Source organism: Methylorubrum rhodinum (assembly GCF_014199935.1).
GTDB lineage: Bacteria > Pseudomonadota > Alphaproteobacteria > Rhizobiales > Beijerinckiaceae > Methylobacterium > Methylobacterium rhodinum.
In genome coordinates this window covers 1-26,211 of sequence record NZ_JACHOP010000017.1, presented here as the reverse complement: position 1 = coordinate 26,211, position 26,211 = coordinate 1, and the positions used below count along the sequence as shown (strand labels likewise).

Genomic DNA, 26,211 nt, shown 5'->3' with positions numbered 1-26,211 from the left:
AAGCGGCCCGCGCTTGAAACATAAGGCGACGCTTCGCGTTGCGGTTAACAGGGTCCTCCTGCGCCTGCCGCGCCCTCGGCACGCCTATGCCGCCCTGCGGGTCTGATCGAATCGGGATTGACGGTCGCGATGGAAGATCTCTGCCAATACGCCAACCGGCCCTTCGCCTTCGTCGGGCGCTACCTCAAGCGCCGCATCGTCCCGCACCTCGTCATCCTGTTCGCCGTCCTCGGCGCCGTCACCTTCTCGGTCTCGACGGATTACGCGCTCAAGGGCGTGGTCGATGCGCTCGGCAAGGGCCCGAGCGCCGGCCAGGTCTGGACCGCGCTTGCCGTGCTGATCGCCTTCATCGCCGCCGACAACCTGCTCTGGCGCGTGGCGGCCCTCGTCGGTGCCTTCACCTTCGTGGGCGTCACCGGCGACATCCGCCGCGACATGTTCCGCCACATGACGGGCCACGCCCCGTCCTTCTTCGCCGACCGGCAGCCCGGCACGCTGGCGTCCCGCATCACCGCGACCTCGAACGCGATCTTCACCGTCGAGAACATGTTCACGTTCAACGTGATGCCGCCCTGCGTCGCGGCCGTGCTCTCGATCATCTACATCGGCACCGTGAACCTCACGATGGCGCTAGTGCTCGCCTCCATCTTCACCGCGGTCGTGGTGCTGATGTTCAAGATGGCATCCGCCGGCAAGCCGCTGCACCACGATTTCGCGGCCAAAGCCGCCAGCGTCGACGGCGAGATGGTCGATCTCGTCGGCAACATGCCGCTGGTGCGCGCCTTCTCGGCCTTCAACCGCGAGTTCGTCCGCTTCGACGGCACCATCGGCACCGAGATGCGGGCGCGCCGCTCCTCGCTGATCTATCTCGAGAAGCTGCGCATCACCCACGCCATCCTCACCGTCGTCTCGATCCTCGGCCTGCTCTACTGGTCGATCAAGATGTGGGAGGCGGGCCAAGCCACCACCGGTCAGGTCGTGCTGGTCTGCACGCTGGGCATCCGCATCCTCGCCGCCACCCGCGACCTCGCCGTGGCGCTGGTGGACGCGACCCAGCACACCGCCCGCCTGTCGGAGGCGCTCCACACGCTGCTGCAGCCGCATGAACTGGTGGATCACCCGGAAGCGGAAACACTCGTCGGCCAGACCGGCGCCGAGATGCATTTCGACCACGTCGCCTTCAGCTATCCCGACGGCCGCCCCGTCTTCTCCGATTTCGATCTGCTGATCCCGCCGGGGCAGACGGTCGGGCTCGTCGGCAAGTCGGGCGGGGGCAAGTCGACCCTGTTCTCGCTGATCCAGCGCTTCTACGAGGTGCAGGGCGGGCGCATCCTCATCAACGGCCAGGACATTACCCGCGTCACGCAGGAATCCTTGCGCGAGGCGATCACGGTCGTCCCGCAGGACGTTTCGATGTTCCACCGCTCGTTGCGCGAGAACATCCGCTACGGCAGGCCGGACGCCAGCGACGAGGACGTGTGGAAGGCGGCCGAAGCGGCGCACTGCACCGACTTCATCCAGGCGCTGCCGGAGGGCTTCGACACCATCGTCGGCGACCGCGGCGTGAAGCTGTCGGGCGGCCAGCGCCAGCGCATCGCCATCGCCCGCGCGATCCTGAAGGATTCGCCGATCCTGCTCCTCGACGAGGCGACCTCGGCGCTCGACGCCGAGTCCGAGGAGGCGATCCGCGCCGCGCTCGCCAACCTAATGAAGGGCCGCACCGTCATCGCCATCGCCCACCGGCTCTCGACGCTGAAGGACTTCGACCGGATCGTGGTGCTGGAGGGCGGCAAGATCGTCCAGGACGGCTCGCCGGAAAAACTGACCCATCTCGACGGCTTCTACCGCGAGCTGATGAAGAAGGAATCGATGTCGATGGCGCTCGCCGCGGCGTGAAGCGGGGCGCTTTCGTCGTCGTCATCCGATCCCCCTCATCCCATCTCCCCTCATTCTGAGGCGCCGCGAAGCGGCCTCGAACGAGGGCTCCAGGAGGCTCAGAGATCCCCAGAGCCCTCCTTCGAGGCTCCGCTTCGCTTCGAATCTCAGGATGAGGGGATGAGTGGGAAGGGCCGGTTCCTTCAGCCGTTCCGCTTACCAAGCGCCGAGCTTTCGGTTGCGGGAGGCCGACCTGCTTCATAGCTTAAGCCGCTCTTGAGGCGGCTCCGCCGTTCCGGTCCGGTTCCGCCCTCCCCCCATGGCAGGAGCATGACGCGCCGTGCCCGACCAGCAATTCGCCAGCGACAACTATGCCGGGATCTGCCCGGAGGCGATGGCCGCGATGGTGGCCGCCAATGCCGGCCACGCGCCGGCCTACGGCGCCGACAGCTGGACCCAGGCCGCCGCGGACGGCTTTCGCCGGCTGTTCGAGACGAACTGCGAGGTGTTCTTCGTCTTCAACGGCACGGCGGCGAACTCGCTGGCCTTGGCCTCGCTGTGCCAGTCGTACCACAGCGTGATCTGCGCCGACTCGGCCCACATCGAGACCGACGAATGCGGCGCGCCGGAGTTCTTCTCCAACGGCTCGAAGCTCCTGACCGTCGCGAGCCCGGACGGCAAGCTGACGCCCGAGTCGCTGCGGGCGATGGCGGAGAAGCGCAGCGACATCCACTTCCCCAAGCCCAAGGCGGTGACGATTACCCAGGCGACCGAGACCGGCCGGGTCTACACCCCGGGGGAGATCGGGCGGCTCGCCGAGACCTGCCGAGCGCTCGGCCTGCACCTGCACATGGACGGGGCGCGCTTCGCCAATGCCTGCGCGGCGCTCGACGCCTCGCCCGCGGAGCTGACATGGAAGGCGGGCGTGGACGTGCTGTGCTTCGGCGGCACCAAGAATGGCATGGCGGTGGGCGAGGCGGTGATCTTCTTCGACACCGCGCTCGCCGAGGATTTCGGCTATCGCTGCAAGCAGGCGGGCCAGCTCGCCTCCAAGATGCGCTACCTCTCGGCCCCCTGGGTCGGGATGCTGGAGAACGACGCGTGGCTGCGCCACGCCCGCCACGCCAACGCCTGCGCCCGCCGCCTCGCCGGGGCCATCGCCGACGTTCCGGGTGCTTCCCTCGCTGCCCCGGTCGAAGCCAACGGGGTGTTCCTGAACCTCTCGGCCTCGGCGCAGGAACGCCTGCGGGCGCGCGGCTGGCACTTCTACGGATTCATCGGCGGGGCGGCCCGCTTCATGTTCGCCTGGGATTCGGACCCGGCCCGGGTCGATGCGCTGGCGCGGGACATCCGCTTCTGCGCGCTGTCGGCGGCGGCCTGACCGTCGCCGAAGTCTCGGTCCGGGCGACCGCCTCGGGGCGGCGGGCGACGATGGGAACCGTCAGGCCGCCCGCTCGAACCCGACCGCGTCGGCCCCCGTCACCTCATCCGTATGCACCTCGAACTGCACCAGCCGCGCCGTGCCGAAGCTCGTCGAGATGGCGCAGTCGGTGGCGTCGCGGCCCCGCGCCATGACGATGCGGCCGATGCGCGGCCGGTTGTGACGGGCGTCGAACGTGTACCAGCGGCCGTCGAGATAGACCTCGAACCACGCCGAGAAATCCATCGGGTCGGGCACCGCGGGGACGCCGATATCGCCGAGATAGCCGGTGCAGTAGCGCGCCGGGATGTTCATGCAGCGGCAGAACGCGATGGCGAGATGGGCGAAGTCGCGGCAGACGCCGACCTGCTGGGTGTAGCCGTCGAAGGCCGTGCGGGTGGAATCCGCCAGCTGGTAGTCGAAGCGGATGCGGGCGTGGACGTAATCGACGATCGCCTGCACCCGCGCCCAGCCCTCGGGCGTCTGGCCGAAGAGCTGCCACGCGGTCGCGCAGAGCCGATCGGTATCGCAGTAGCGGCTGCCGAGCAGGTACGGCATCACGTCGTCGGGCAGCTCTTGCACCGGGATCTGGCGTGCCGCCGGCACCACCGCGTCGGGCAGGCCTGAATCGTCCACGAGAAAATCGGCCGAGAGCGTGATGCGGCCCGCGGGCGCGAGGATGCGGGTGCAGACGTTGCCGAACGCGTCGAGCGACTGGCGCTGCGGTACGGCCGGGTCGGTTCGGATCGTCTCGGGGCTGCGCAAATCCTTCTGGCGCGAAGGATGAACGCTCAGGAGCAGCGACATCGGGGTCGGAGCGAAGGTCTCGAAGGTGATGTCGTAGCCGGTGCGGATCAGCATGGCCCTGCCTTGGGTTTGGACTGCAACGCCAGCGGCCGACCATTGGGCGATGGAGCGGTCGCGATGTAAGCAGGCCGAAAATGCCTCCGCGAAACGTGACGTTCCACCGCGCGCTGCACAAATGTTGCGCAGTGCAACCAACCGCCCGGAGGTTCACCCGCGCGAAACGCGCGCATTGCTGGTGCAGCGCGGCACGCGGTATGGAAGGGCGCATGTGGACCGCCCTCTGGAACCGCCTCGCCCAACCGGGCCATTTCCTGCGCTGGTCTGGCGCGGCGCTACCCTGGCTCGCCGGGCTCTCGGCCGTGCTGCTGGCGGTGGGGCTGTACCTCACCTTCTTCACCGTGCCGCCGGACTACCAGCAGGGCGACACGGTGCGGATCATGTACATCCACGTGCCGGCCGCCGTGCTCGGCATGGGTTTCTACGGGGCGATGGCGCTCTCGGCGATCGGCTCGCTGGTCTGGCGCCATCCGCTGGCCGACGTGTCGCAGCGCGCCGCCGCGCCGATCGGGGCGGCCTTCACCCTGATCTGCCTCGTCACCGGCTCCCTCTGGGGCAAGCCGATGTGGGGCACCTACTGGGTGTGGGACGCGCGGCTGACCTCGATGCTGGTGCTGTTCCTGCTCTATTGCGGCATCATCGCCCTGTGGCGCACCATCGAGGATCCGAGCCGGGCGGCCCGAGCGGTCTCGATCCTGACGCTCGTCGGCGCCGTGAACCTGCCGATCATCAAGTTCTCGGTGAACTGGTGGTCGACGCTGCATCAGCCGGCCTCGATCCTGCGCATGGGCGGCCCGTCGCTGCATTCCTCCATGCTGTATCCGCTGCTGGAGATGATCCTGGCGATGACGCTGCTCGGCGTGACGCTGCATCTCCAGGCGATGCGCACCGAGATCTATCGGCGCCGGGTGCGCAGCTTGCTGATCCGGCAGGCCGAGCGGCTGGACGCGGGCGCGCAGGCCCCGGTCGCCCGCGCCGCCGCGCCGCTTTCCGTCGGCCAAGCGATCTGAGGGACGCGATGGAGTTCGGACCCTACGCCCCGTTCATCGCGGGCGCCTTCGGCTTCACCGCCCTGGTGCTCGGAGCCCTGATCCTCCACGGCTGGCGCGACGGGCGGGCGCAAAAGCGCGCCTTGGCCGAATTGCAGGGCGATCGACCATGAGCACGAACCCGGTCGCCGAGCGCCCCCGGCGCTCGTTCCTCGCCCTGCTGCCGGTCGTCGTCTTCGCGGTGCTGGCGGTGGTGTTCTTCGTGCGCCTGCGCTCGGGCGCCGACCCGGCGGCGCTACCCTCGGCGCTGATCGGCAAGCCGGTGCCGGCCTTCGCGCTCGGCCCCGTGCCCGGCCTTCAGGCGAACGGCCAGCCGGTGCCGGGTCTGACTAGCGCCGACCTGAAGGGTCAGGTCACGGTGCTCAACGTGTTCGCCTCGTGGTGCGCGCCCTGTCAGGTCGAGCACCCGATGCTGATGCGGCTGGCGCAGGAGCCGGGCATCCGCTTGGTGGGCATCGACTACAAGGATCCCGGCGAGGCCGGCCGGCGCTGGCTGGAGCGCCACGGCCTGCCGTTCTCCGCGGTCGGCGCCGACGCGACCGGCCGGGCCGGCATCGATCTCGGCGTCTACGGCGTGCCCGAGACCTTCATCATCGGCCCCGACGGCACGATCCGTGACAAGCTGGTCGGCATCCTGACGCCGGAGAATTATGCCGGCGTGCTGGAGCGCATCCGCGCCGCCGGCCGCCCCGCCCCCGTGACGAACTGACCGGGCCGTCCGGCGAGCGCTTGGAACCGGACTCGTGAGGGCGTATTGCACCCCGAGGGCCAGCTTGTAACCGTTCCAGGGGGCGAGCGGCGCCCGCGGTCTCACGAAGCAAGAAGCGCCATGCGGATCGGGCTGTTCGTCCCCTGCTACGTCGATGCGTTCGAGCCGGAGGTCGGCATCGCGACGCTCGAACTGCTGGAGCGGTTCGGCCTCGACGTCGAATACCCGTTCGACCAGACCTGCTGCGGCCAGCCGATGACCAACACCGGCTGCCACGCCGAGGCCGCCGCCACCGAGGCGCTGTTCGTCAAGAACTTTTCGGGGTTCGACTACGTCGTCGCCCCGTCCGGCTCCTGCGTGCATCAGGTGCGCGAGCACCTCACCGCCATTCCGCAGACCGACGAGGTCAAGGCGGTGCGCTCGAAAACCTTCGAGCTGGTCGAGTTCCTGCACGACGTCCTGAAGATCGAGGAACTGCCCTGGGCGGCGTTCCCGCATAAGGTCGCCTACCACTCGAACTGCAACGCTTTGCGCGGCATCGGACACGCCCGGCCGTCCGAGCTGAACCGGCCGTTTTTCTCCAAACCCCTCAATCTCCTCCAGAAGGTGAAGGGCATCGAGATCGTCGATCTGGCGCGCCCCGACGAGTGCTGCGGCTTCGGCGGCACCTTCTCGGTGTTCGAGCCCGCGGTCTCGGCCAAGATGGGTTACGACAAGGTCACCGATCAGGCGCGTGCCGGGGCCGACTACGTCGTCTCGGCCGATTCCTCCTGCCTGATGCATCAGAAGGGCTGCGCCGAGCGCCTCGGCGTGCCGCTGAAATACATCCACATCGCCCAGGTGCTGAACGGAGCCGCGGCATGAGCGGTGTCGGCCTGGCCAAGGGTCATCCCACCCATTCCCCTCATCCTGAGGTGCGCCGCGAAGCGGGGCCTCGAAGGAGCCCTCCAGGCATCGCGCGATTTCTGGAGCTCTCCTTCGAGGCCGCTTCGCGGCACCTCAGGATGAGGGCGAGGGCGGGAATTCACGCGACGGAGCGGCAGGCATGAGCGAAGAGCTGCAACCCCGCGAGCGCGAGGGCGTGATCCACCCCGAGGTCCGCGCTCCGAATGACGAGAGCGAGCGCGGCCCGAACGGCCAGCGCCTCCAGCACGCGGAAGCCGCCTCGAAACCGATCCGCGCCGACGCCCCGCGCGAGCCGCAACCCCGCGGCGCCAGGATCAAGGGCAACCGCCCGGTCGATCAGGCCGAGGCCGCCGAGCGCTTCCTCGCCGCCCCCCTGCACCAGAAAGCCCACGACGAGCGCCTGTGGGACGTGCGCAAGAAGCGCGACACCGCCGCCCACGGCATCCCCGAATGGGAGGAACTGCGGGAGATCGCCTCGCAGATCAAGGCGCACACCCTCACCCACCTCGACAGCTACCTCGCGCAGTTCGAGGCGGCGGCCAAGGCCAACGGCGTCCACGTCCACTGGGCCGAGGACGGCGCCGCCCACAACCGCATCGTCCTCGACATCCTGAGGAAGCACGGCGCGAAGTCGCTGGTGAAGTCGAAGTCGATGCTGACCGAGGAATGCGGCTTCCGCCACTTCATGGCGGCCAACGGCATCGACATCATCGAGACCGATCTCGGCGAGCGCATTCAGCAGCTCGACGACGAGGAGCCGAGCCACGTCGTGATGCCCGCCGTCCACAAGACGCGCCTCGACGTCGCCGACGTGTTCGCCCGGACGCTGGGGACCGACCCAGACAACGACGACGCCCACTACCTCGCCGAAAGCCAGCGCGAGACCACGCGCCCGCTGATCCTCAAGGCCGATGCGGGGCTCACCGGCTGCAACTTCGCCGTCGCCGAGACCGGCACCGTCGTCACCTGCACCAACGAGGGCAATGCCGACCTCTCGGGCAACGTGCCGCCGCTGCAGATCCACTCGATCGGCATCGAGAAGATCGTCCCCAAGGTCGAGCATCTCGGCGTGTTCATCCGCCTGCTGTCGCGCTCCGCGCTCGGCTCGCCGATCACGCAGTACACCTCGCATTTCAGAGGCCCCCGCGCGGGGACCGAGATGCACATGGTGCTGGTCGATAACGGCCGCTCCGAGCGCCTCGGGATGGAGGAGTTCTGGACCTCGCTCAAATGCATCCGCTGCGGCGCCTGCATGAACACATGTCCCGTGTACCGGCGCTCGGGCGGCCTCTCCTACGGCGCGACCTATTCGGGGCCGATCGGGCTCATCATCGATCCGACCTTCAACAAGCGCAAATACTCGACCCTGCCGTTCTCCTCGACGATGAACGGCTCCTGCACCAATGTCTGCCCGGTCAAGATCAACATCCACGAGCAGATCTTCGCGTGGCGCAAGGTGCTGGCCGAGGAACACCAGATCCCGCTGCTGAAGCAGGGCATGATGAAGGCCGCCGGCGCCGTGCTGAGCCGACCCGCCGCCTACCGCGCCGCGATCGGGGCGGCGGATTCGGCGCTCCGTGTCCTTCCGCGCTTCGCCGTCTACAACCCGGCCAACACCTGGGGGAAGAAGCGCGAGATGCCCCACGCCCCGCGCCAGAGCTTTCACGCGTGGTATCGCCAGAACCGCATGAAGAAGGGCCCGGAGGCATGAGCGCCCGGGAAGCCATCTTCGCCCGGCTCGAGGCCAACCGGCCGGCGGGCGACTTCCCGCTGCCCGAGGTTCCGGTCTTCGAACCTTTGGTCGGCGACGACCTCGTGGCCGCGTTCACCGAGCGGCTGGCCCGGATGGGCGGGCGCGTCGAGCGCGCCGGCAGCCCCGCCGACCCGTTCGCGCCGGTGCGCTCGCGCCTCGCCGGCGCGGCGGTGATCGCCTCCGCCGTCCCGGAATTCGCCGGCAACCGCGATCTCCGGGCGGCGCGGCGCCCGCAGGAGATGGCCGACGTGGACGTGGCCATCGTCCGCGCCCGATTCGGCGTCGCCGAGACCGGCTCGGTGCTGTTCACGGAAAGCGACCTGATCGTGAACGCGGTCGCCTACCTCGCCCAGCACCTGATCGTGCTGCTCGACCCGGCCGACCTCCTCGTGAACATCCAGGCCGCCTACCGGCGGCCCGAATTCGGGCAATCCGCCTACGCCGTGCTCCACACCGGCCCGTCGGCCACCGCCGACATCGAGGGCGTGCTGATCCATGGGGCACAGGGCGTGCGCTCGCTGACGGTGCTTCTGCTGCAGCGCAAAATAGAGGCAGGCTAAAAGCGGAGCCGGACGCTATTCTGGACGTTTGCGGCAAAATGCCTCCGTTGGCGGAGGCCGCCCCGCGGACCCCGGAGATTCGACCCTTGCGCTTCAAGCTCGGCTGCAGCCTCGCCTACGAGGTCAAGACGCCTACGACCTTCATCTTCAACGTGGAGGTCGCCCACCTGAAAAGCCTCGCGGTGATCGGCGAGACGCTGACCCTCGCGCCCGACCTGACCCGCCGGACCTACATCACGCCGGACCTCAAGAACCGCTATCTCGGCATCAACGCGCAGCCGGGCCCGTTCTCGCTGGAATACAACGCGGAGGTCGAACTGTCGGTCGTGCGGGCCGATCCGGAGACGATCCGCGAGACGCCGGTGTCGGAGCTTCCCCTCGACATCCTGCCGTTCCTGCTACCAAGCCGCTTCGTGTCGTCCGACAGGCTCGCGCCCTTCGCGCAGGCCGAGTTCGGGCATCTGCCGAAGGGCCACCAGCGGGTCAACGCGATCTGCAATTGGATTCACGACCACATCGCCTACCAGCGCGGCGCCAGCGACGGCGAGACCACCGCCGACGAAAGCCTGCTGAAGCGGGCGGGCGTGTGCCGCGACTTCGCCCATATCGGCACCGCCTTCTGCCGGGCGCTCGGCATCCCGGCCCGGTTCGTGAGCTGCTACGCCTACGGCCTCGTGCCGCGCGACTTTCACGCCGTGTTCGAGGCCTATCTCGACGGGCGCTGGTGGCTGTTCGACGCCACGCGCCAAGCCCATCTCGACGGGCTGGTCCGCATCGGCATCGGCCGCGACGCCGCCGAGATCGCCTTCGCCACGCCCTACGGCGAGATGGAGCCGACGGGCATGGAAATCCGCATCGACCGCGCCGACGGCGGCCCGGAGCCGACCGAGCGCACGGTGGACGCGATCTCGACGGAGGAGCCGGCGCCCCATGCCGGCGCGGCGTGAGCGGGGACGCCTCTCACGCCGGGCACCTCGACAGATCCCCCGATCCTTGCATCCTGTGACCACAGGCCGGGGGACAGATCAGGAGAGACGCCGGATGCCCTATCGCCACACCGTCGGTCCGCGCACCCACGTCTTCGCCGACCTCGCGACCCTGATGGCCAAGGCAACGCCGATCCGCTCCGGCGATTGCCTCGCCGGCATCGCCGCGGAATCGGCCGAGGAGACCATGGCGGCACGCTGGTGCCTCGCCGAGGTGCCGCTCAGGGATATCCTGGCCCGCCCGCTGATCCCTTACGAGGACGACGACGTCACCCGCCTGATCCTCGACGATCACGACGAGGCGGCGTTCGCCGAGATCGCCGGTCTCACCGTCGGCGACTTTCGCGAGTTCCTGCTCACCGCCTCGTCCGAGACGCTGTCCCGCATCGCGCCGGGGGTGACGCCGGAGATCGCGGCCGCCGTCTCCAAGATCATGCGCAACCAGGACCTGATCCTGATCGCCCGCAAGTGCCGGGTGGTCACCAAGTTCCGCAACACCATCGGCCTGCCCGGCACGCTGGCGGTGCGGCTCCAGCCCAACCATCCGACCGACGATCTCGCGGGCGTCACCGCCTCGATTCTCGACGGGCTCTCCTACGGCTGCGGCGACGCGGTGATCGGCATCAATCCGGTTTCCGATTCGATCCAGACCATGGCCGGCCTGCTGCGGCTGTTCGACGGGATCATCGACCGCCTCGAAATCCCGACGCAGGCCTGCGTGCTCACCCACGTCACCACGACGCTCGATGCGATGAACCGCGGGCTGCCGGTCGATCTCGTGTTCCAGTCGATCGCGGGCACGCAGAAGGCGAACGCCAGCTTCGGCGTCACGCTACCGATCCTGCAGGAAGCGCACGAGGCCGCGCTCGCCCTCAAGCGCGGCACCCTCGGCGACAACGTGATGTATTTCGAGACCGGCCAGGGCTCGGCGCTCTCGGCGGATGCCCATCACGGCATCGATCAGCAGACGCTTGAAGCGCGTGCCTACGCGGTGGCGCGACGCTACCGGCCGCTTCTGGTCAACACGGTGGTGGGCTTCATCGGGCCCGAATACCTCTACGACGGCAAGGAGATCATCCGGGCCGGGCTGGAGGACCATTTCTGCGGCAAGCTGATGGGCGTGCCGCTCGGCGTCGACGTCTGCTACACCAACCACGCCGAGGCCGATCAGGACGACATGGACACCCTGCTCACGCTCCTGGGGGCGGCCGGCTGCACCTACGTGATGGGCATTCCCGGCGCCGACGACGTGATGCTGAACTACCAGTCCACCTCGTTCCACGATCAGCTCTACATCCGCGAGGTCTTGGGGCTGAAGCGGGCGCCGGAATTCGAGGAATGGCTCGCCCGCATCGGCCTCACCGATGCCGCCGGAACGCTGCTCCCCGGCGGCGCGGCCACCCGCCTGCTCACCGCCGCGCCGGACCTCGCCGCATGAGCGAGAGCGACGATCTCTGGCGGCGCCTCGCGGCGCTGACCCCGGCCCGGATCGGCCTCGGCCGCGCGGGCGCCGGACTGCCGACCCGCGAGGTGCTGAAGTTCGGCCTCGCCCACGCCCAGGCCCGCGACGCCGTCCACACGCCGCTGGAGGCGGCAACGGTCGCCGCCGCGATCGAGGCGTTGGGTCTGCCGACCGTCACAGTCACCTCCCGCGCCGAGGATCGCGCCACCTATCTACGCCGCCCCGATTACGGCCGCCGTCTCTCCCCCGAGAGCCGTACAGTGCTCGCGGAGGCCGCGGGCGAGCCCACCGACCTCGCCCTCGTCGTCGCCGACGGCCTCTCGGCCCGCGCCGTCCACGAGGGCGCGGCGGCGATGATCGAGGCCTTTAAACCGCATGCGGAAAAGGCCGGCTGGCGCCTTGCCCCGGTGGTGATCGCCGCCCAAGCCCGCGTCGCGCTCGGCGACGAGGCCGGCGAGGCGCTCAAGGCCCGCGCGGTCGCGGTGCTGATCGGCGAGCGCCCTGGCCTGTCCTCCCCCGACAGCCTCGGCCTCTACGTCACCTTCGACCCGAAGCCCGGCCGCTCGGACGCCGAGCGCAACTGCATCTCGAACGTGCGCCCGGCGGGCCTCTCGCATGACCTCGCCGCGTTCAAGCTCGACTGGCTGCTGACCCAGGCCTTCTCCCGCGGACTGACGGGCGTGAACCTCAAGGACGAGAGCGACCGGCTGATCGAGGCGGCCGAGTCTCCCGAAGCTTTGTCCCCTCCGGCCTGAAGACGCCGGCGCTGACAAAATTGTCCGTTCGACAAGCGTGGCTGTTGCGGGCCCGACACACCGCGAAACCAACCAGACTTTGCCTTGGGGAGCGCCTTCGAGCGCCGCAATCCCACCATAAACCGGGACGACTTCGGGGTCGCGGTAAATGCTGTCGCTCCAACGCTTTATCGCGGAGTTTCGAGGACGTCGAAGGACGTTTTTCCGCGTGAGGCCGTCACAGGCGCCGCGGCCTCGGATGCGTAGCAGGGCCGGGGCACGAGATCAGCGATGGACGCGCGTCAGACCGACAAGTCGAAGCTGCCGAGCCGGCACGTGACGGAGGGGCCCGAGCGGGCGCCGCACCGCTCGTATCTCTACGCCATGGGCCTGACCACCGAGCAGATCCATCAGCCGCTCGTCGGCGTGGCCTCCTGCTGGAACGAGGCCGCCCCCTGCAACATCTCGCTTATGCGCCAGGCCCAGGCCGTGAAGAAGGGCGTGGCCGCCGCCAAGGGCACGCCGCGCGAGTTCTGCACCATCACGGTCACCGACGGCATCGCCATGGGCCACGGCGGCATGCGCGCTTCGCTGCCGTCGCGCGAGGTCATCGCCGATTCGGTCGAGCTGACGATCCGCGGCCATTCCTACGACGCGCTCGTCGGCCTCGCCGGCTGCGACAAGTCCCTGCCCGGCATGATGATGGCGATGGTGCGCCTCAACGTGCCGTCGATCTTCATCTACGGCGGCTCGATCCTGCCCGGCTCGTTCCGCGGCCGGCCGGTCACCGTGCAGGACCTGTTCGAGGCGGTGGGCAAAGTCGCCGTCGGCGACATGAGCCTCGACGACCTCGACGAGCTGGAGCGGGTCGCCTGCCCCTCCGCGGGAGCGTGTGGAGCCCAATTCACCGCCAACACCATGGCGACCGTCTCCGAGGCCATCGGCCTCGCCCTGCCCTACTCGGCCGGCGCCCCGGCGCCGTACGAAATCCGCGACCAATTCTGCGCCGCAGCGGGCGAGAAGGTCATGGAGCTGATCGCCAAAAACATCCGCCCGCGCGACATCGTCACCCGCAAGGCGCTCGAGAACGCCGCCGCGACGGTGGCGGCCTCGGGCGGCTCGACCAACGCGGCGCTCCACCTGCCGGCGATCGCGCACGAATGCGGCATCGAATTCACCCTGTTCGACGTCGCCGAGATCTTCCGCAAGACGCCGTACATCGCCGACCTGAAGCCCGGCGGGCGCTACGTCGCCAAGGACATGTTCGAGGTCGGCGGCATCCCGCTGCTGATGAAGACGCTGCTCGACCACGGTTTTCTGCACGGCGACTGCCTGACGGTGACCGGCCGGACGATCGCGGAGAACCTCGCCAAGGTCGCCTGGAACCCGGATCAGGACGTGGTGCGCCCGGCCGACCAGCCGATCACCGTCACCGGCGGCGTGGTCGGCCTCAAGGGCAACCTCGCCCCCGAGGGCGCGATCGTGAAGGTCGCGGGCATGCCGCCTTCGAGCCAGGTCTTCACCGGCCCGGCCCGCGTGTTCGACGGCGAGGAGGCCTGCTTCGAGGCCGTGCAGAACCGCACCTACAAGCCGGGCGAAGTTCTGGTCATCCGCTACGAGGGCCCGAAGGGGGGCCCCGGCATGCGCGAGATGCTTTCGACCACCGCGGCGCTCTACGGCCAGGGCATGGGCGACAAGGTGGCGCTCATCACCGACGGGCGCTTCTCCGGCGCGACCCGCGGCTTCTGCGTCGGCCATGTCGGCCCCGAGGCCGCCATCGGCGGGCCGATCGGCCTGCTTCGCGACGGCGACATGATCACCTTGGACGCGATTCGCGGCACGCTCGACGTGGCGCTCTCGGACGAAGAGCTGGCCCAGCGCCGCTCGGAATGGACGCCGCGGGGCAACACCGCGACCTCCGGCTACCTCTGGAAATACGCGCAGACCGTCGGCCCCGCGGTGAACGGCGCCGTCACCCATCCGGGCGGAGCCCAGGAGACGCAGACCTATGCCGACATCTAGGACTGTCCCACACCGGCCCGCGTGGCCGGCCGGGGCCGATCCGGGTCGGCTCCGCGCGGCCCTGCTCGCCGGCTTCCTCGGCTTCACGCTGATGCTCGCCGCCAACGAGCCGACCACGGCGCTGGACGCGACCGCCCGCACCCCCGTGCCCGAGAAGGGGTTCCGCTCGGGCCGCGATGCCCTGCGCTCGGGCGTGCGCGACTACAATGCGGGCGACAAGCAGGGCGCCGTGCGTGCGCTGGAATACGCCGCGGACCAGGGCCAGACGCTGGCCCTGTGGAAGCTCGGCCGCATGTACGCGGCCGGCGACGGCGTGCCCCAGGACGACCTCAAGGCGTTCGAGTATTTTTCGCGGATCGCCGACGACACCACCGAAGACGCGTCCGACACGCCCAATTCCGGCGTGCTGGCGAGCGCGTTCAACGCGCTCGGCACCTACTTCTTGGAGGGGATCAAGGGCACCTACGTGCGCCCGAACCCCGAGCGCGCCTACGACATGTTCAACTACGCCGCCTCCTACTTCGGCGACCCGAACGCGCAGTACAACCTCGCCCGGCTCTACCTCGAAGGGACCGGCGTGGATCAGGACCCGCGCAAGGCCGCGCGCTGGTTCAACCTCGCCGCCGAGAAGGGGCATCGTCCGGCCCAGGCCCTGCTCGGCGACCTCCTGGTCAACGGCATCGGCATGCCGCGCCAGACCGTCAAGGGCTTGAGCTGGCTCGCGCTCGCGCGGGCCGGGGTGCAGGGCTCGTCGGACGCCTGGATCGTCGATCTGTACGACAAGGCCTGGGCGTCCGCGAACGAGGCCGACCGGGCCGACGCGATGGCGCAGGCGCAGTCGCTCTCGACGGGCTCGACCCGGCGGCGGCGCTGACCCGTCCCTGAACCGGTACGCGCCGGTTCAAGCCAGTCCGAGTTGCCTCAGCACCGTGGCCACCTCGCCGCGCACCGGCTCGGCGACCGGCAGGATCGGACGCGGCGGCGCCGCGCGGCAGACGCCCAAGATCTCCGCCGCCGCGTACATGATCCGCAGGCTCGAATGGGCGCGGAACAGCGCCCAGAGCGGTTCGAGCCGAGCGTTCTCGGTCCGCGCCCCCGCGGCATCGCCCGCGCGCGCCGCTTGGGCGATGCGCAGGCACGGCTCCGGAAACAGCCCGGCGGCTACGCCGTACCATGCCGCGCCGCCGGCCAGCAGCGCCTCGGCCGCGTTCCAGTCGCCGCTATAGCCGATGGAAAAGCCGTCCGGCACGGCGGCGCGCAGGGCGGCATGGTGGGCCGCGACCGCGCTCGCCTCCGGGGCCGGGCTCTTCACCGCGACGATGCCGGGGAGCCGGGCGAGGCGCCCGACGAGGGCGGGCGTGAAGCGGAAATGGGTCGTGGCCGGGTTGTCGTAGAGGCAGAGCGGCAGCCCGCTCTCGCCCGCCACCGCCGCGACATGCGCGAACACCTCGTCCTCGGTGAGCGGCGTGTAGGACATCGCCGCCAGAAGGCCGGCAGCGGCGCCCGCGGCCTTGGCGTCCTGCGCCAGCCGCACCGCCTCGTCGGTGCGCAGCGCCCCGACGCCGACCAGCAACGGCACGCGGCTGGCGACCGCGTCGAGGGCGGCATCCAGCGCCCGGCGGCGCTCCGAGCGCGCGAGATAGGCGTAGGTGCCGGTGCTGCCGAGAAGCCCGATCGAATCGACCCCCGCCTCGGCAGGCGGCCCCACCAGCCGGCGCAGGGCCTGCGTATCGACTTGGCCCCCGGGCGAGGTCGGCGTGATCGGAAAGGCGGAGAGACCGGAGAAGCACGACATGGCCGACACGATGCGGACGCGTCTGCCCGCCGGTCAACACCGCCCGTCGGTTCGAGACCGGTCGAGATGGCATCCGATTCGTTCCGGCGGCCGGGAGTCGCCTGTACGGGCTGCGCCAAGCGCGGTACCATCGGCGAATAATGGATGCATACCCCAAGCTCGACCCGGCGCTGGCGCGAACCGCCGCCATGATGGCGGACGCCCGGTCCGTGGACGAGGTGGTCGCGATCCTGCGGCGCAATGCGCGGCGGATCGCCGGCTCCGACGGCATCGCCGTGGTCCTGCGCGACGGCGATGTCTGCCACTACGCCGCCGAGGACGCGATCGAGCCGCTGTGGCAGGGCTGCCGCTTCCCGCTCACCGCGTGCATCTCGGGCTGGGCGATGCTGCACGACGAGACGGTCGTCGTGCCCGACATCGCCCTCGATCCGCGCGTGCCGCGGCCGGCCTACGCCAACAAGGCGATCTGCAGCCTCGCCATGGTCCCGATCGGCGCACCCGAGCCGGTGGCGGCTTTGGGGGCCTATTGGTGCGCCATGGTCCTGCTCGATCCGACGACGCTGGCGCGGATCGAGGCGCTGGCGCGGCAGGCCGGGGAGGCTTTTTCGCGGGTGCGGGGCGAAGCGGTGCCGGAGCGGGCGTTGCAGCCGGCGGACGTGTAGGCGAGCACGCGAAGCGTCCTGCGGCGCGCCGGAGCTGCAAGCAAGCGTCAGTTGGCGAAGCGGAAATGCAGCACGTCGCCGTCCTGCACCACGTATTCCTTGCCTTCCAGCCGCAGCTTGCCGGCGTCGCGGGCGCCCGCCTCACCGTTGAGCGTAGTGTAATCCTTGTACGCGATGGTCTCCGCGCGGATGAAACCCTTCTCGAAGTCGGTGTGGATCACGCCCGCGGCGGCGGGCGCCCGCGTGCCCTTGGTGATCGTCCAGGCGCGGGCCTCCTTCGGGCCGACGGTGAAGTAGGTGACGAGGCCGAGCAGGTCGTAGCCCGCGCGGATCACCCGGTTGAGGCCGGGCTCGGTCAGGCCGACGGCCTCCAGGAACTCGCCCTGGTCGGCCACCGGCATCACCGCGATCTCGCTCTCGATCTTGGCCGAGACCACGACGGCGACGGCGCCCTCGGCCTTGGCTCGGTCGAACACGGCCTGCGAATGGGCATTGCCCTTGTCGGCATCACCTTCGTCCACGTTGCAGACGTAGAGGACGGGCTTGGCCGTCATCAAGCCGAGTTGCTGAAAAAGCCGCTCCTCGTCGGCCTTGCGCTCGACGAGGCGGGCCGGCTTGCCGTCGCGCAGCAGCGGGAGCGCGCGGTTGACGAGGTCGAGAAACTCCTTGGCCTCCTTGTCGGCGCCCTTGGCGCGCTTCTCCAGGGCGACGACGCGCTTCTCCAGGCTGTCGAGGTCGGCCAGCATCAGCTCGGTCTCGATCGTCTCGATGTCGGCGATGGGATCGACCTTGCCCTCGACATGGGTCACGTCGCCGTCCTCGAAGCAGCGCACCACGTGGGCGATGGCATCGACCTCGCGGATGTTGGCCAGGAACTGGTTGCCGAGCCCCTCGCCCTTGGAGGCGCCGCGCACGAGGCCGGCGATGTCCACGAAGGTCAGCCGCGTCGGGATGATCTCCTTGGACGAGGCGATCTTGGCGAGCGCATCCAGGCGCGGATCGGGCACTGCCACCTCACCGACATTCGGCTCGATGGTGCAGAACGGATAATTGGCGGCCTGCGCCGCCGCCGTCTGGGTCAGCGCGTTGAAGAGGGTCGACTTGCCGACGTTCGGCAGGCCGACGATGCCGCATTTGAAGCCCATGGGTGTAATTCCGTCAGATCAGCGCCAACCTGGCGCGAGCGTTCCAAGTGAAAGGGTTGACGACGGTCAGCGCCTCGATGGCTTGCCCGTCGTTCAGGTCTTCGGACACGAAGTGGTCGCATCGGGCCTGGAGCGCCGAAGCGACGGCGAGGCTGTCCCACCACGAGAGGCCATGCCGCGCTTCGAGTTCGATCGCCGACCGATGCGTGTCCACGTCGAGCGGTGCCGTGCAGGCGCCGTGAAACGCCGAGAGATAGCGCGCAGCCGAGGGCGCATCGGCAAGCCGGAGCCGATGCACGAGAACCCGGTAGCATTCATTCAGAATCTGTGGGCTCACGACGAGCCGCCGCAGGGTTCGTGCCTGCCCGATCAGCGCCATGCTGGCGGCCCGCCGCGTCGGATCCCTCGGGTCCATCGCGTAGATGAGCAGGTTCGTGTCGAAGAAGAGCAGGCCGGTCATAGAGTTCGTCACGACGAGGAAGAGTGTCGGCCACGCCGGGCCAGCCGGGGCCTTCGAAAAACTCGCCCAGGATCGCGAGTTGGGTCGCATGATCCGGGGCCCTGCGCTCTTCCAGGGCCGAGGCGACGTAACGCGACAGGCTCAAGCCCTTTTTCGCAGCCTCGACGCGTGCCCAGGCGAACAAGTCGTCGTCGAGCGTGATCGTCACGTTCCGCATCGCCGCCTCCTGCTCGGTGATATCGTGCCCTCGTGTTTTCGTGTCAATTCGCGTCTTCAGGACGCATCCCGCGCTTTCGCCTTCCCGGCTTCCGCGGGCGTCTTCACCGTGTCCCAACCGCGGCCCGCCATGGCGAGGTGGACCTTGTTTTGGAAGCTGGCGTCCTCGCCCGCGGCCATCACGGCGGCGTGGTCGGCGATCGCCCGGCACAGATCCTCGACCCACGGCTCCTCCGACTTGGCGAAGTCGTTGAGGACGTAGGAATGCACCAGCGCCTTGTCGCCGGGATGCCCGATGCCCAGCCGCACCCGGCGATAGTTGTTGCCGCATTGCGCGGTGATCGAGCGCAGGCCGTTGTGGCCGGCATTCCCGCCGCCGAGCTTCACCCGAAGCTTGGCCGGCGCGAGATCGAGTTCGTCGTGCAGCACGATGACGTCGGCGAGCGCGATCTTGAAGAAGCGCTGCGCCTCGCCGACCGAGCGGCCGGATTCGTTCATGAAGGTCAGCGGCTTCAGCAGGATGGCCCGCTCGGTGCCGAGCACCACCTCCGCGGCCTCGCCCTGGAAGCGGCGGCGGAAAGGACTCGCCCGGTGGACGCGGGCGATCTCGTCCACGGCCAGGAAGCCGATGTTGTGGCGGTTTCGCGCGTAGCGCGGGCCGGGATTGCCCAAGCCGACGATGAGCCGCATGCGATGCCCCATCCCACATGAAAATGCCCCGGCCGGGCGGCCGGGGCATCGTTCTCGATCGGCCGGGCGCGGACAAAGCGCCCGGACCGGATCAGGCCTTGTCCGAACCCTCGGACTTCTCGTCCGACTCGCCTTCGGTCTCTTCGGCCTCGGCTTCGGCCTTCTCCTCGGCGGCCTCGGCCGACTGCGCCTCGGCGATCGCGGCCTCCTCGGCCTCGACCTCGGCGCCGAGCACCGTCGGCGGCAGGATGTTGGCGACCGCGTCGGTCGGCTCGCCGGTATAGGTGCCGACCGGGATCTTGATGTCGGAGACGTGGATCGCGTCGCCGATCTCGCGGCCGGTCAGGTCCACCTCGATCGCCTCGGGGATCTGGTCGGGGGCCACGTCGAGCGAGAGCGTGTGCTGCGCCACGTTAAGCGTGCCGCCGTTCTGCTTGATGCCGGGCGCCGCTTCCTCGTTGAGGAAGTGCACGGGCACGTCGACGGTGACGGTCTGGCCCGCGACGACGCGCAGGAAGTCGACATGCAGCGGCACGCCGGAGACCGGGTCGAGCTGGTAGTCGCGCGGGATCGCGCGGACGTTCTTGCCGCCGACCTTGATGTTGAACAAAGTGGTCTTGAAGCCGCCGGCATAGATCAGCGTGCGGGTGCGGATGAGTTCGATGGCGATGGCCTGCGGGGCCTGGTTTCCGCCGTAGATGACGGCGGGAATCTGGCCCTGGCGACGAACGGCCCGGGCGGCCCCCTTGCCGACCCGGTCGCGTGCCACGGCCTCAAGCGACTTCGATGCGCTCATGGCGTGATCCTTCGTTAAAAAACTGGAGCCGGAACAAACGACAAAGGCCGCCCGAAGCGGACGGCCCGACCGTTCCCCAGCGCGCCCGTGCCTCCAAGGGTGTCTCAAGGGCGCGAGGCGGCGCATACACGGGAATGCCGGCGCTGGCAACGCCGCGTCCGCGGATATTGCGATGCGCAATAAACCTTGGGTCGCGCGAAGTCACGGACGCATCCACCGAGCCGCATGACCTTGAACTCGGAAGAACTCGAACGCCGATTCGGGAACGTCTTCGGCGCGAATTGCGTTTTCGCTCGATCACAGATCGGAGGAAACCATGACCCGCGTGTCCCTCGCCGTCCTCGCCACGCTCGGCCTTTGCGGCACGGCCCTCGCCATGGAGAAGCCCGGTGCCGCCGCGAACGCGCCCGGCCAGGAGATGAAGCAGGGCGAGGGCAAGAAGATGCAGGGCTCGCCCAACGCCGCGGGCTTCGACAAGAACAAGAACGACACGACCGGCTCCGCCGGCCAGGGCGCGGCGAGCGCCACCAGCACCGACAGCAAGGCCAAGCCGTAACCGGATTCCGGCCGCCGGTTCGTCCGGCGGCCGGCTCAGGCCGGCAGGCGCAGCCGTGCCAGCAGCCCGCCGAGATCGGAACGCTCCAGATTCAGGGTCCCGCCGTAGAGTTCGGCGAGTTCGAGCGTGATCGGCAGGCCGAAGCCGTCGCCCGGCACGCTCTCGTCGAGGCGCCGGCCGCGCTGGAGGACGTGCGCGGCCTGATCCGGCGTCAGACCGGGGCCGTTGTCCTCGACGCGGAGTTCCACGAAGGTGCCGCTTCGCTCGGCCCGGATGCGCACGCGGCTGCGGGCCCAGCGGCAGGCATTGTCGATCAGGTTGCCGAGCATCTCGTCGACATCCTGAGCGTCGCAGGCCGCGCTCAGGCCCGCGGCGACGTCCGTCTCGATCGACAGTTCGCGCTCGGCATGGAGGCGGGCGAGCGCCGTCACGAGGTCGCTCACTTGGGCCGAGAGATCGGCCCGCGCCCGCGAGGGCCCGCCGAGCGCCGCGGCGCGAGCCCGGCGCAGGTGGTGGCGCACCTGTCGGTCCATCGCCGCGACGAGGGGCGCGAGACCGGGCTCCGCGCCGCGCTCGGCGGCGACCGCCAGGGTCGCGAGTGGCGTCTTGAGGCCGTGGGCGAGGTTGGCGACGTGGGCACGGGCACGCTCGAGGTTCGCCGCGTTCTGGTCGAGCAGCAGGTTGAGTTCGGTCACGAGCGGCCGGATCTCCTGCGGCTGCTCGGCCGGCACGCGTTCGCGATCCCCCGCGCGGACGGCGGCGAGGTCGTCGCGCAGGGTCCGGAGCGGGCGCAGGCCCAGCCGCACCTGCACGGCGATGCCGGCGAGCAGGCAGGCGCCGAGGAGCACCAGGGCCAGGGCCAGCGTCTTGCCCGCCTCGCGCAACGGCCCGTGCAGGGCGGCCGCGGGGGCCGCCGCCACGAGCACCGCATCGGGCCCGTCGCGGGGGCCGGGCAGGCGCAGCACCCGCAGGATCAGCCCTTCGCCGCGCGGCCCGGTGCCGTCCGCCGGGACGGGTCGGCCCTCTTCGCGCTCCGGCATCCGCGGCAGCGCGAGGTCGGCACTGCCGAGGGAGGGGGAGCGCAGGACCGCGTCCCCTGCCCGGACCTGCCAGTACCAGCCGGAGCGCGGACGGTCGAAGGGTGGCCCGTCGTGGGGCGCCAAAAGGCTCGGCCCGTGCTTGCCCGGTCTCAGGTCGGCGGAGATCGCAAACAGCTCGCCGTCGAGCCGGGCATCGATCTGGCCGCGGGCGAAGCGGTAGAGCACGAGGCCGATGGCGAGGCCGGCCACCACCAGGGCCAGCGTGACGAAGACCAGCGCCCCAAGGAACAGGCGCCGCTGGAGCGAGCCGCCGGGGCGCCGCGCGCTCACGCCTCGGTCTCCGCGCGCAGGCGCCAGCCGTGGCCGCGCACGCTCTCGATCCGGGCCGGGGCGATCTTGCGGCGTAAGCGCGTGATGATGACCTCGACCGAGTTCGAATCGACCTCGGCGTCGCCGTCGTAGACCCGCTCGATCAGCTGGTCGCGGGGCACCACCGCGTCCTTCCGCAGGATCAGGCAGGTCAGCACGCGCCATTCGAGGCCGGTGAGGCGAAGCGGCAGCCCGTCGCGCTCGAAGCTGCCGAGCCCGGCATCGTAGACGAGCGGCCCGCAGGCGATCCGCGTCGCGCCGTGGGCGCTGGCGCGGCGCACGAGCGCCCGCAGGCGGATCACCAGTTCCTCGACCCGGAACGGCTTGACGAGGTAGTCGTCGGCGCCTGCCTTGAAGCCCGCGACCTTGTCGCTCCAGCCGTCGCGGGCAGTGAGGATCAGCACCGGCAGGGTCAGGCCCGCCGCCCGCCAGTCGCGCAGGACCGTGACGCCGTCGATTACCGGCAGGCCGAGATCGAGCACGACGGCGTCGTAGCGCTCGGTCTCGCCGAGATGGCGCGCATCCTCGCCGTTCACCGCGTGATCGACCGCGAAATGCTCGGCGCGCAGGGCCCGCAGCAGCTCGGCGGCCAGCGCGGCATCGTCCTCGGCCAGCAGCAGCTTCATCGGTCGGGCGTCTCGCGCGGGCGGTCTTCTGGAACGGGCGGCGCGCTGTAGGCGCCGACCTTTAACGGGAACTGAACCGGCGGGTTCAGGTCGGATTTCCGGGGCCCCTCTAAACGGTGCCCATCCCGGCGGACGAAAGCCCCACCGGAGATTCTTTTCCGATTCACGAAGGACACGATCGATGACCGACCAGCCCTCCCCTGCCCTCGCCGAGACCCACTCGACCGAGACCGCTCAAGCAAAAGCCCCGCGCCGCCCGGCCGCCCGCCGCGGCCTCGTCGTCGGCGCGCTCGCCCTGCCGCTGGCGCTCGGCGCCGCCGGGCTGTCGTTCGCCCAGAAGGGCGAGATCGCGACGACCCCGCTGGAGCCGACCGCAATCTCCGCGCTGGCGCCGTCCGGCGCGGCGGCCGCCAAGGGCGAGGTCGCCGAGATCTTCGGCAACAAGTTCGTCCTGCAGGACGCCACCGGCCGGACGCTGGTCGAGACCGGGCGCCAGGGCGAGGGCGGCGCGCTCGTGCGCAAGGGCGAGACCGTGACGGTGCGCGGCCGGTTCGAGAACGGCTTCCTCCACGCCGCCGCCCTAGTGCGGGCCGACGGCACCACGACGGACCTCAAGCCCGCGGGCGGGCCGCGCCCCGGCGGGCTCGACTGGATGAAGGACAAGGTCGGCCTCGGCCCCGAGATCGACCTGCCCGGGCTGAAGGCCAAGGTCGAGGCCGCGGGCTACACCGATGTCCGCATCGCCGGTCGCGGGCCGAAGCATCTGGATGTGGCCGCCAAGGGCGCCGACGGGCGCGAACGGATGCTCCATGTCGGCTTCGACGGCGGCATCCGTGAGAAGCGGGTGTTCTGATTCGCGAAGGCGATGGCTCGTTCATCGAGCCGTCGCGCCGGATAGCCGGGCGCGAAGAGCGCCTCGCGCAGCGGCCTCGGCTATGCCGAGGCGTCGAGCGAAGCGAAAGCCGAGCCCGCGGAGACTGGCGCCGGCGCTTGAATCGGGTGAAAGACACCCTGCTTCCCCCGGCCGCCCCCGCGGGCTACACGCGTCGTCGGTTCCACAACCGACGACGCGAAGGGTCCGCGATGTTTCCCAAGCCATTGCCGAAGCTCGACCCGAACACCTTCGCCTTCGAGCAGTTGCCGCTGGTCAAGCCGACGGGCTTCCGCGAGTACGATGCCCGCTGGCTGTTCCCGCAGGAGATCAACCTGATGGGGGTGCAGGCGCTGGGCTTGGGGCTCGGCACCCTGGTGCACGAACTCGGCGTGCGGCCCGAGATCGTCACCGGCCACGACTTCCGCAGCTACTCCTCCTCGATCAAGCTCGCGCTCATCGCCGGGATGCAGGCGGCGGGCCTGCGGGTGAAGGATATCGGGCTGGCGCTCTCGCCGATGGCCTATTTCGGCCAGTTCGCCCTCGATTGCCCGTGCGTGGCCATGGTCACCGCCTCGCACAACGACAACGGCTGGACCGGCGTCAAGATGGGCGCCAACCGGCCGATGACCTTCGGCCCCGAGGAGATGACCCGCCTCAAGGAGATCGTCACCGGCGGCACCTACCAGTATCGCGACGGCGGCTCCTACGAGTTCGTCGAAGGCTTTTCGGAGGTCTACCTCAAGGACCTCGTCGCGCGGGCCAAGCCCGTCGGGCGCAAGCTCAAGGTGGTCGCCGCCTGCGGCAACGGCACGGCCGGCGCCTTCGCACCCGCCCTGCTGGAGCGGCTCGGCGTCGAGGTGATCCCGCTCGATGTCGAGCCCGACTACACCTTCCCGCGCTACAACCCGAACCCCGAGGACATGGAGATGCTCCATGCCATCGCGCACGCCGTGAAGGCGCACGGCGCCGATGTCGGCCTCGGCTTCGACGGCGACGGCGACCGCTGCGGCGTGGTCGATAACGAGGGCGAGGAAATCTTCGCCGACAAGATCGGCGTGATGCTGGCCCGCGACCTGTCGAAGCTCCATCCCGGCGCGACCTTCGTGGTGGACGTGAAGTCGACCGGCCTCTACGCCGCCGACCCGGAGCTGCAATCGCGGGCGGTCAAGACCGATTACTGGAAGACCGGCCATTCCTACATCAAGCGCCGGGTCAACGAACTCGGGGCGCTGGCGGGCTTCGAGAAGTCCGGCCACTTCTTCTTCAACGAGCCGGTCGGCCGCGGCTACGACGACGGCCTGCTCACCGCCATCGCGGTGATCGAGATGCTCGACCGCAACCCCGACACCTCGATGGCCGACCTCTACCGGGCGTTGCCGAAGACCTGGGGCTCGCCGACCATGTCGCCGCATTGCGCCGACGAGGTGAAGTACGGCGTGGTCGAGGCGGTGACCGAGCGGTTCCGGGCGATGCAGGCGACGGGCGAGACGGTGGCCGGTCAGGCGATCACCAGTCTGGTGACGGTCAACGGCGTGCGGGTGACGACCGAGGACGGCACCTGGGGTCTGGTGCGGGCCTCCTCGAACAAGCCGGAACTGGTCGTGGTGGTGGAGAGCCCCGTCTCCGAGGCGCGGCTGCATGCCATGTTCAAGGCCGTCGACGGCGTGCTGCGCCAGCACCCGGAGGTCGGGGCGTACAATCAGACGATCTGAGTGCGCGCTCGGGCGCGGGGCCGTCGCTTCGGGCGATGGCCCGGTGCCGGTAGGACCGCGAAATCGGATCGAGGCGTTCAGCCGAACGCGGAGCGGTTCACGAAAAACACAGCCCGTCATTCCGGGGCGCGAAGCGAACCCGGAATGACGGCGGGGGTTCGGAGGTGGCCGCCTTACTTGCCGGTCGCCATCGACCGGCGCTGCTCTGCCTGGGCGCTGGTATCCGCGAAGTATTTCTGCGCATCGCCGAGTTGGACCGAGGGCTGGCAGTTCGGGGTGCAGGAATAGGATTCGCGGTCGAGCCCGCGCTGCACGGTGATGATCGAGGCCTGCGGGGCCTGCACGCTGATGGTCGATTCGGCGAGCATCGTGCCCTTGTGGTCCAGCGCGATCAGGTTGGTGCTGCCGAAGCTCTTTCCGGTGAGCACCACGACCCCGTTCCGCTGCAGCGTGATGTCGGCGATCAGCGGGTTGCCGACGATCACCGTCGCGGTCTTCTCCGGCAGCCGGATCACCTTCGCGTTGTCGACCGAGACGGAGACGACGCTCTGCGGCACCGGCTCGTTGGCGCTCGCGCCGTCGACGGTGACGAGGAGCATCAGGGCCGCCGGGGCGGCGGCGAGAAGGGCTGAGCGGACGAAGCGCGGGCGGGGCATGGATGATCGGTCCGGTCCGAAGGGCCGGCGGGTCGCCGCCGGGTATGCGCCGCCGGCCGGGCTCCAGGAGGGAAACCGTCCGGCGTCTCGCGAGCCATAGAACAGCAGGAAAGTGGTGAAGGAAGCGCTAAGGCCGTCGCGGGGCGGGCCCCCCCCCCCCCCCCGCCCCCCCCCCCCCCCCCCCCCCCCCCCCTTAACAGAGCGGTCGCAAAGCCCGCGCGGGCCGCTAGTAGGTGATCCAATTAAACCCAACCCACCCCGGCCGCGGGAACGC

The 26,211-nt window shown here is 69.7% G+C and carries 26 protein-coding genes; 17 read left to right on the top strand and 9 right to left on the bottom strand.

The features are described from left to right. The first annotated feature begins 129 nt into the window (after positions 1–129). Positions 130–1,896, top strand: coding sequence for an ABC transporter ATP-binding protein (locus HNR00_RS17195; RefSeq protein WP_183571517.1), 1,767 nt, complete (start codon positions 130–132; stop codon positions 1,894–1,896). Between the two features lie 319 nt (positions 1,897–2,215). Continuing rightward, a complete protein-coding gene (locus tag HNR00_RS17190) occupies positions 2,216–3,256 on the top strand; it encodes a threonine aldolase family protein (RefSeq protein WP_183571515.1) in 1,041 nt (346 codons plus the stop codon). 60 nt (positions 3,257–3,316) lie between these two features. On the opposite strand, the gene HNR00_RS17185 is transcribed toward HNR00_RS17190, so the two are convergent. Then, positions 3,317–4,156 carry a transglutaminase-like domain-containing protein gene (locus tag HNR00_RS17185; protein WP_183571513.1) on the bottom strand — a complete coding sequence of 280 codons (840 nt, stop codon included), beginning with the start codon at positions 4,154–4,156 and terminating at the stop codon, positions 3,317–3,319. A gap of 212 nt (positions 4,157–4,368) precedes the next feature. Here HNR00_RS17185 and HNR00_RS17180 point away from each other — a divergent pair, with 212 nt between their 5' ends. The 11 genes from HNR00_RS17180 to HNR00_RS17130 all read left to right on the top strand — a co-directional run bounded on the left by HNR00_RS17180 (position 4,369) and on the right by HNR00_RS17130 (position 15,214). Further along, positions 4,369–5,169, top strand: a complete 801-nt coding sequence (locus HNR00_RS17180) for a heme ABC transporter permease (protein WP_183571511.1) — start codon at positions 4,369–4,371, stop codon at positions 5,167–5,169. An 8-nt stretch (positions 5,170–5,177) separates the two neighbouring features. After that, the gene (ccmD, locus tag HNR00_RS17175) at positions 5,178–5,321 is read left to right on the top strand and encodes a heme exporter protein CcmD (RefSeq protein WP_183571509.1); all 144 of its coding nucleotides are present in this window, start codon (positions 5,178–5,180) and stop codon (positions 5,319–5,321) included. Continuing rightward, entirely contained in the window at positions 5,318–5,917 is a 600-nt protein-coding gene (locus tag HNR00_RS17170; RefSeq protein WP_183571507.1) for a DsbE family thiol:disulfide interchange protein, read from the top strand. The genes ccmD and HNR00_RS17170 overlap by 4 nt, the downstream gene beginning before the upstream one ends. A gap of 120 nt (positions 5,918–6,037) precedes the next feature. Continuing rightward, the gene (locus tag HNR00_RS17165) at positions 6,038–6,781 is read left to right on the top strand and encodes a (Fe-S)-binding protein (RefSeq protein WP_183571505.1); all 744 of its coding nucleotides are present in this window, start codon (positions 6,038–6,040) and stop codon (positions 6,779–6,781) included. A 181-nt stretch (positions 6,782–6,962) separates the two neighbouring features. Next, a complete protein-coding gene (locus HNR00_RS17160) occupies positions 6,963–8,534 on the top strand; it encodes a lactate utilization protein B (protein WP_183571503.1) in 1,572 nt (523 codons plus the stop codon). Then, a complete protein-coding gene (locus tag HNR00_RS17155) occupies positions 8,531–9,136 on the top strand; it encodes a LutC/YkgG family protein (protein ID WP_183571501.1) in 606 nt (201 codons plus the stop codon). The genes HNR00_RS17160 and HNR00_RS17155 overlap by 4 nt, the downstream gene beginning before the upstream one ends. A gap of 86 nt (positions 9,137–9,222) precedes the next feature. Continuing rightward, positions 9,223–10,083 carry a transglutaminase-like domain-containing protein gene (locus HNR00_RS17150; protein WP_183571499.1) on the top strand — a complete coding sequence of 287 codons (861 nt, stop codon included), beginning with the start codon at positions 9,223–9,225 and terminating at the stop codon, positions 10,081–10,083. Between the two features lie 94 nt (positions 10,084–10,177). Then, positions 10,178–11,560, top strand: a complete 1,383-nt coding sequence (locus tag HNR00_RS17145) for an ethanolamine ammonia-lyase subunit EutB (RefSeq protein WP_183571497.1) — start codon at positions 10,178–10,180, stop codon at positions 11,558–11,560. Then, entirely contained in the window at positions 11,557–12,339 is a 783-nt protein-coding gene (gene eutC, locus HNR00_RS17140) for an ethanolamine ammonia-lyase subunit EutC (RefSeq protein ID WP_183571495.1), read from the top strand. Before HNR00_RS17145 ends, eutC begins: the two co-directional genes overlap by 4 nt. 270 nt (positions 12,340–12,609) lie before the next feature. After that, positions 12,610–14,340, top strand: coding sequence for a dihydroxy-acid dehydratase (gene ilvD / locus HNR00_RS17135; RefSeq protein ID WP_183571493.1), 1,731 nt, complete (start codon positions 12,610–12,612; stop codon positions 14,338–14,340). Next, the gene (locus HNR00_RS17130) at positions 14,327–15,214 is read left to right on the top strand and encodes a tetratricopeptide repeat protein (RefSeq protein ID WP_183571491.1); all 888 of its coding nucleotides are present in this window, start codon (positions 14,327–14,329) and stop codon (positions 15,212–15,214) included. The genes ilvD and HNR00_RS17130 overlap by 14 nt, the downstream gene beginning before the upstream one ends. 27 nt (positions 15,215–15,241) lie before the next feature. Here HNR00_RS17130 and HNR00_RS17125 read toward each other — a convergent pair whose 3' ends face one another. After that, the gene (locus HNR00_RS17125; protein ID WP_183571489.1) at positions 15,242–16,135 is read right to left on the bottom strand and encodes a dihydrodipicolinate synthase family protein; all 894 of its coding nucleotides are present in this window, start codon (positions 16,133–16,135) and stop codon (positions 15,242–15,244) included. A 140-nt stretch (positions 16,136–16,275) separates the two neighbouring features. Between HNR00_RS17125 and HNR00_RS17120 the strand changes: the two genes are divergently transcribed. After that, positions 16,276–16,797 carry a GAF domain-containing protein gene (locus tag HNR00_RS17120; protein ID WP_183571487.1) on the top strand — a complete coding sequence of 174 codons (522 nt, stop codon included), beginning with the start codon at positions 16,276–16,278 and terminating at the stop codon, positions 16,795–16,797. 47 nt (positions 16,798–16,844) lie between these two features. On the opposite strand, the gene ychF is transcribed toward HNR00_RS17120, so the two are convergent. The 4 genes from ychF to HNR00_RS17100 all read right to left on the bottom strand — a co-directional run bounded on the left by ychF (position 16,845) and on the right by HNR00_RS17100 (position 20,104). Then, positions 16,845–17,942 carry a redox-regulated ATPase YchF gene (gene ychF, locus HNR00_RS17115; RefSeq protein ID WP_183571484.1) on the bottom strand — a complete coding sequence of 366 codons (1,098 nt, stop codon included), beginning with the start codon at positions 17,940–17,942 and terminating at the stop codon, positions 16,845–16,847. Between the two features lie 13 nt (positions 17,943–17,955). Continuing rightward, positions 17,956–18,402, bottom strand: a complete 447-nt coding sequence (locus tag HNR00_RS17110) for a PIN domain-containing protein (RefSeq protein WP_183571482.1) — start codon at positions 18,400–18,402, stop codon at positions 17,956–17,958. 273 nt (positions 18,403–18,675) lie between these two features. Beyond that, positions 18,676–19,308: an aminoacyl-tRNA hydrolase gene (gene pth, locus HNR00_RS17105; protein WP_183571480.1), complete on the bottom strand. Its 633-nt coding sequence runs from the start codon at positions 19,306–19,308 to the stop codon at positions 18,676–18,678. A gap of 91 nt (positions 19,309–19,399) precedes the next feature. Then, complete coding sequence (locus tag HNR00_RS17100) at positions 19,400–20,104, bottom strand: 50S ribosomal protein L25/general stress protein Ctc (RefSeq protein WP_183571478.1); 705 nt, start codon at positions 20,102–20,104, stop codon at positions 19,400–19,402. A 316-nt stretch (positions 20,105–20,420) separates the two neighbouring features. On the opposite strand from HNR00_RS17100, the gene HNR00_RS17095 reads away from it, so the two are divergent. Next, complete coding sequence (locus HNR00_RS17095) at positions 20,421–20,660, top strand: hypothetical protein (protein WP_183571476.1); 240 nt, start codon at positions 20,421–20,423, stop codon at positions 20,658–20,660. 35 nt (positions 20,661–20,695) lie between these two features. Here HNR00_RS17095 and HNR00_RS17090 read toward each other — a convergent pair whose 3' ends face one another. Beyond that, entirely contained in the window at positions 20,696–22,030 is a 1,335-nt protein-coding gene (locus tag HNR00_RS17090; protein ID WP_183571474.1) for a sensor histidine kinase, read from the bottom strand. Further along, a complete protein-coding gene (locus HNR00_RS17085; RefSeq protein ID WP_183571472.1) occupies positions 22,027–22,695 on the bottom strand; it encodes a response regulator in 669 nt (222 codons plus the stop codon). Before HNR00_RS17085 ends, HNR00_RS17090 begins: the two co-directional genes overlap by 4 nt. A 181-nt stretch (positions 22,696–22,876) precedes the next feature. Here HNR00_RS17085 and HNR00_RS17080 point away from each other — a divergent pair, with 181 nt between their 5' ends. Both HNR00_RS17080 and HNR00_RS17075 read left to right on the top strand, forming a co-directional pair. Further along, entirely contained in the window at positions 22,877–23,548 is a 672-nt protein-coding gene (locus HNR00_RS17080) for a DNA-binding protein (RefSeq protein ID WP_183571470.1), read from the top strand. A 230-nt stretch (positions 23,549–23,778) separates the two neighbouring features. Beyond that, complete coding sequence (locus tag HNR00_RS17075; protein WP_183571468.1) at positions 23,779–25,281, top strand: phosphomannomutase/phosphoglucomutase; 1,503 nt, start codon at positions 23,779–23,781, stop codon at positions 25,279–25,281. A 173-nt stretch (positions 25,282–25,454) separates the two neighbouring features. On the opposite strand, the gene HNR00_RS17070 is transcribed toward HNR00_RS17075, so the two are convergent. Continuing rightward, on the bottom strand, positions 25,455–25,937 hold the full coding sequence (locus HNR00_RS17070; RefSeq protein WP_183571466.1) for a pilus assembly protein N-terminal domain-containing protein: 483 nt from the start codon (positions 25,935–25,937) through the stop codon (positions 25,455–25,457). Positions 25,938–26,211: the final 274 nt, after the last annotated feature.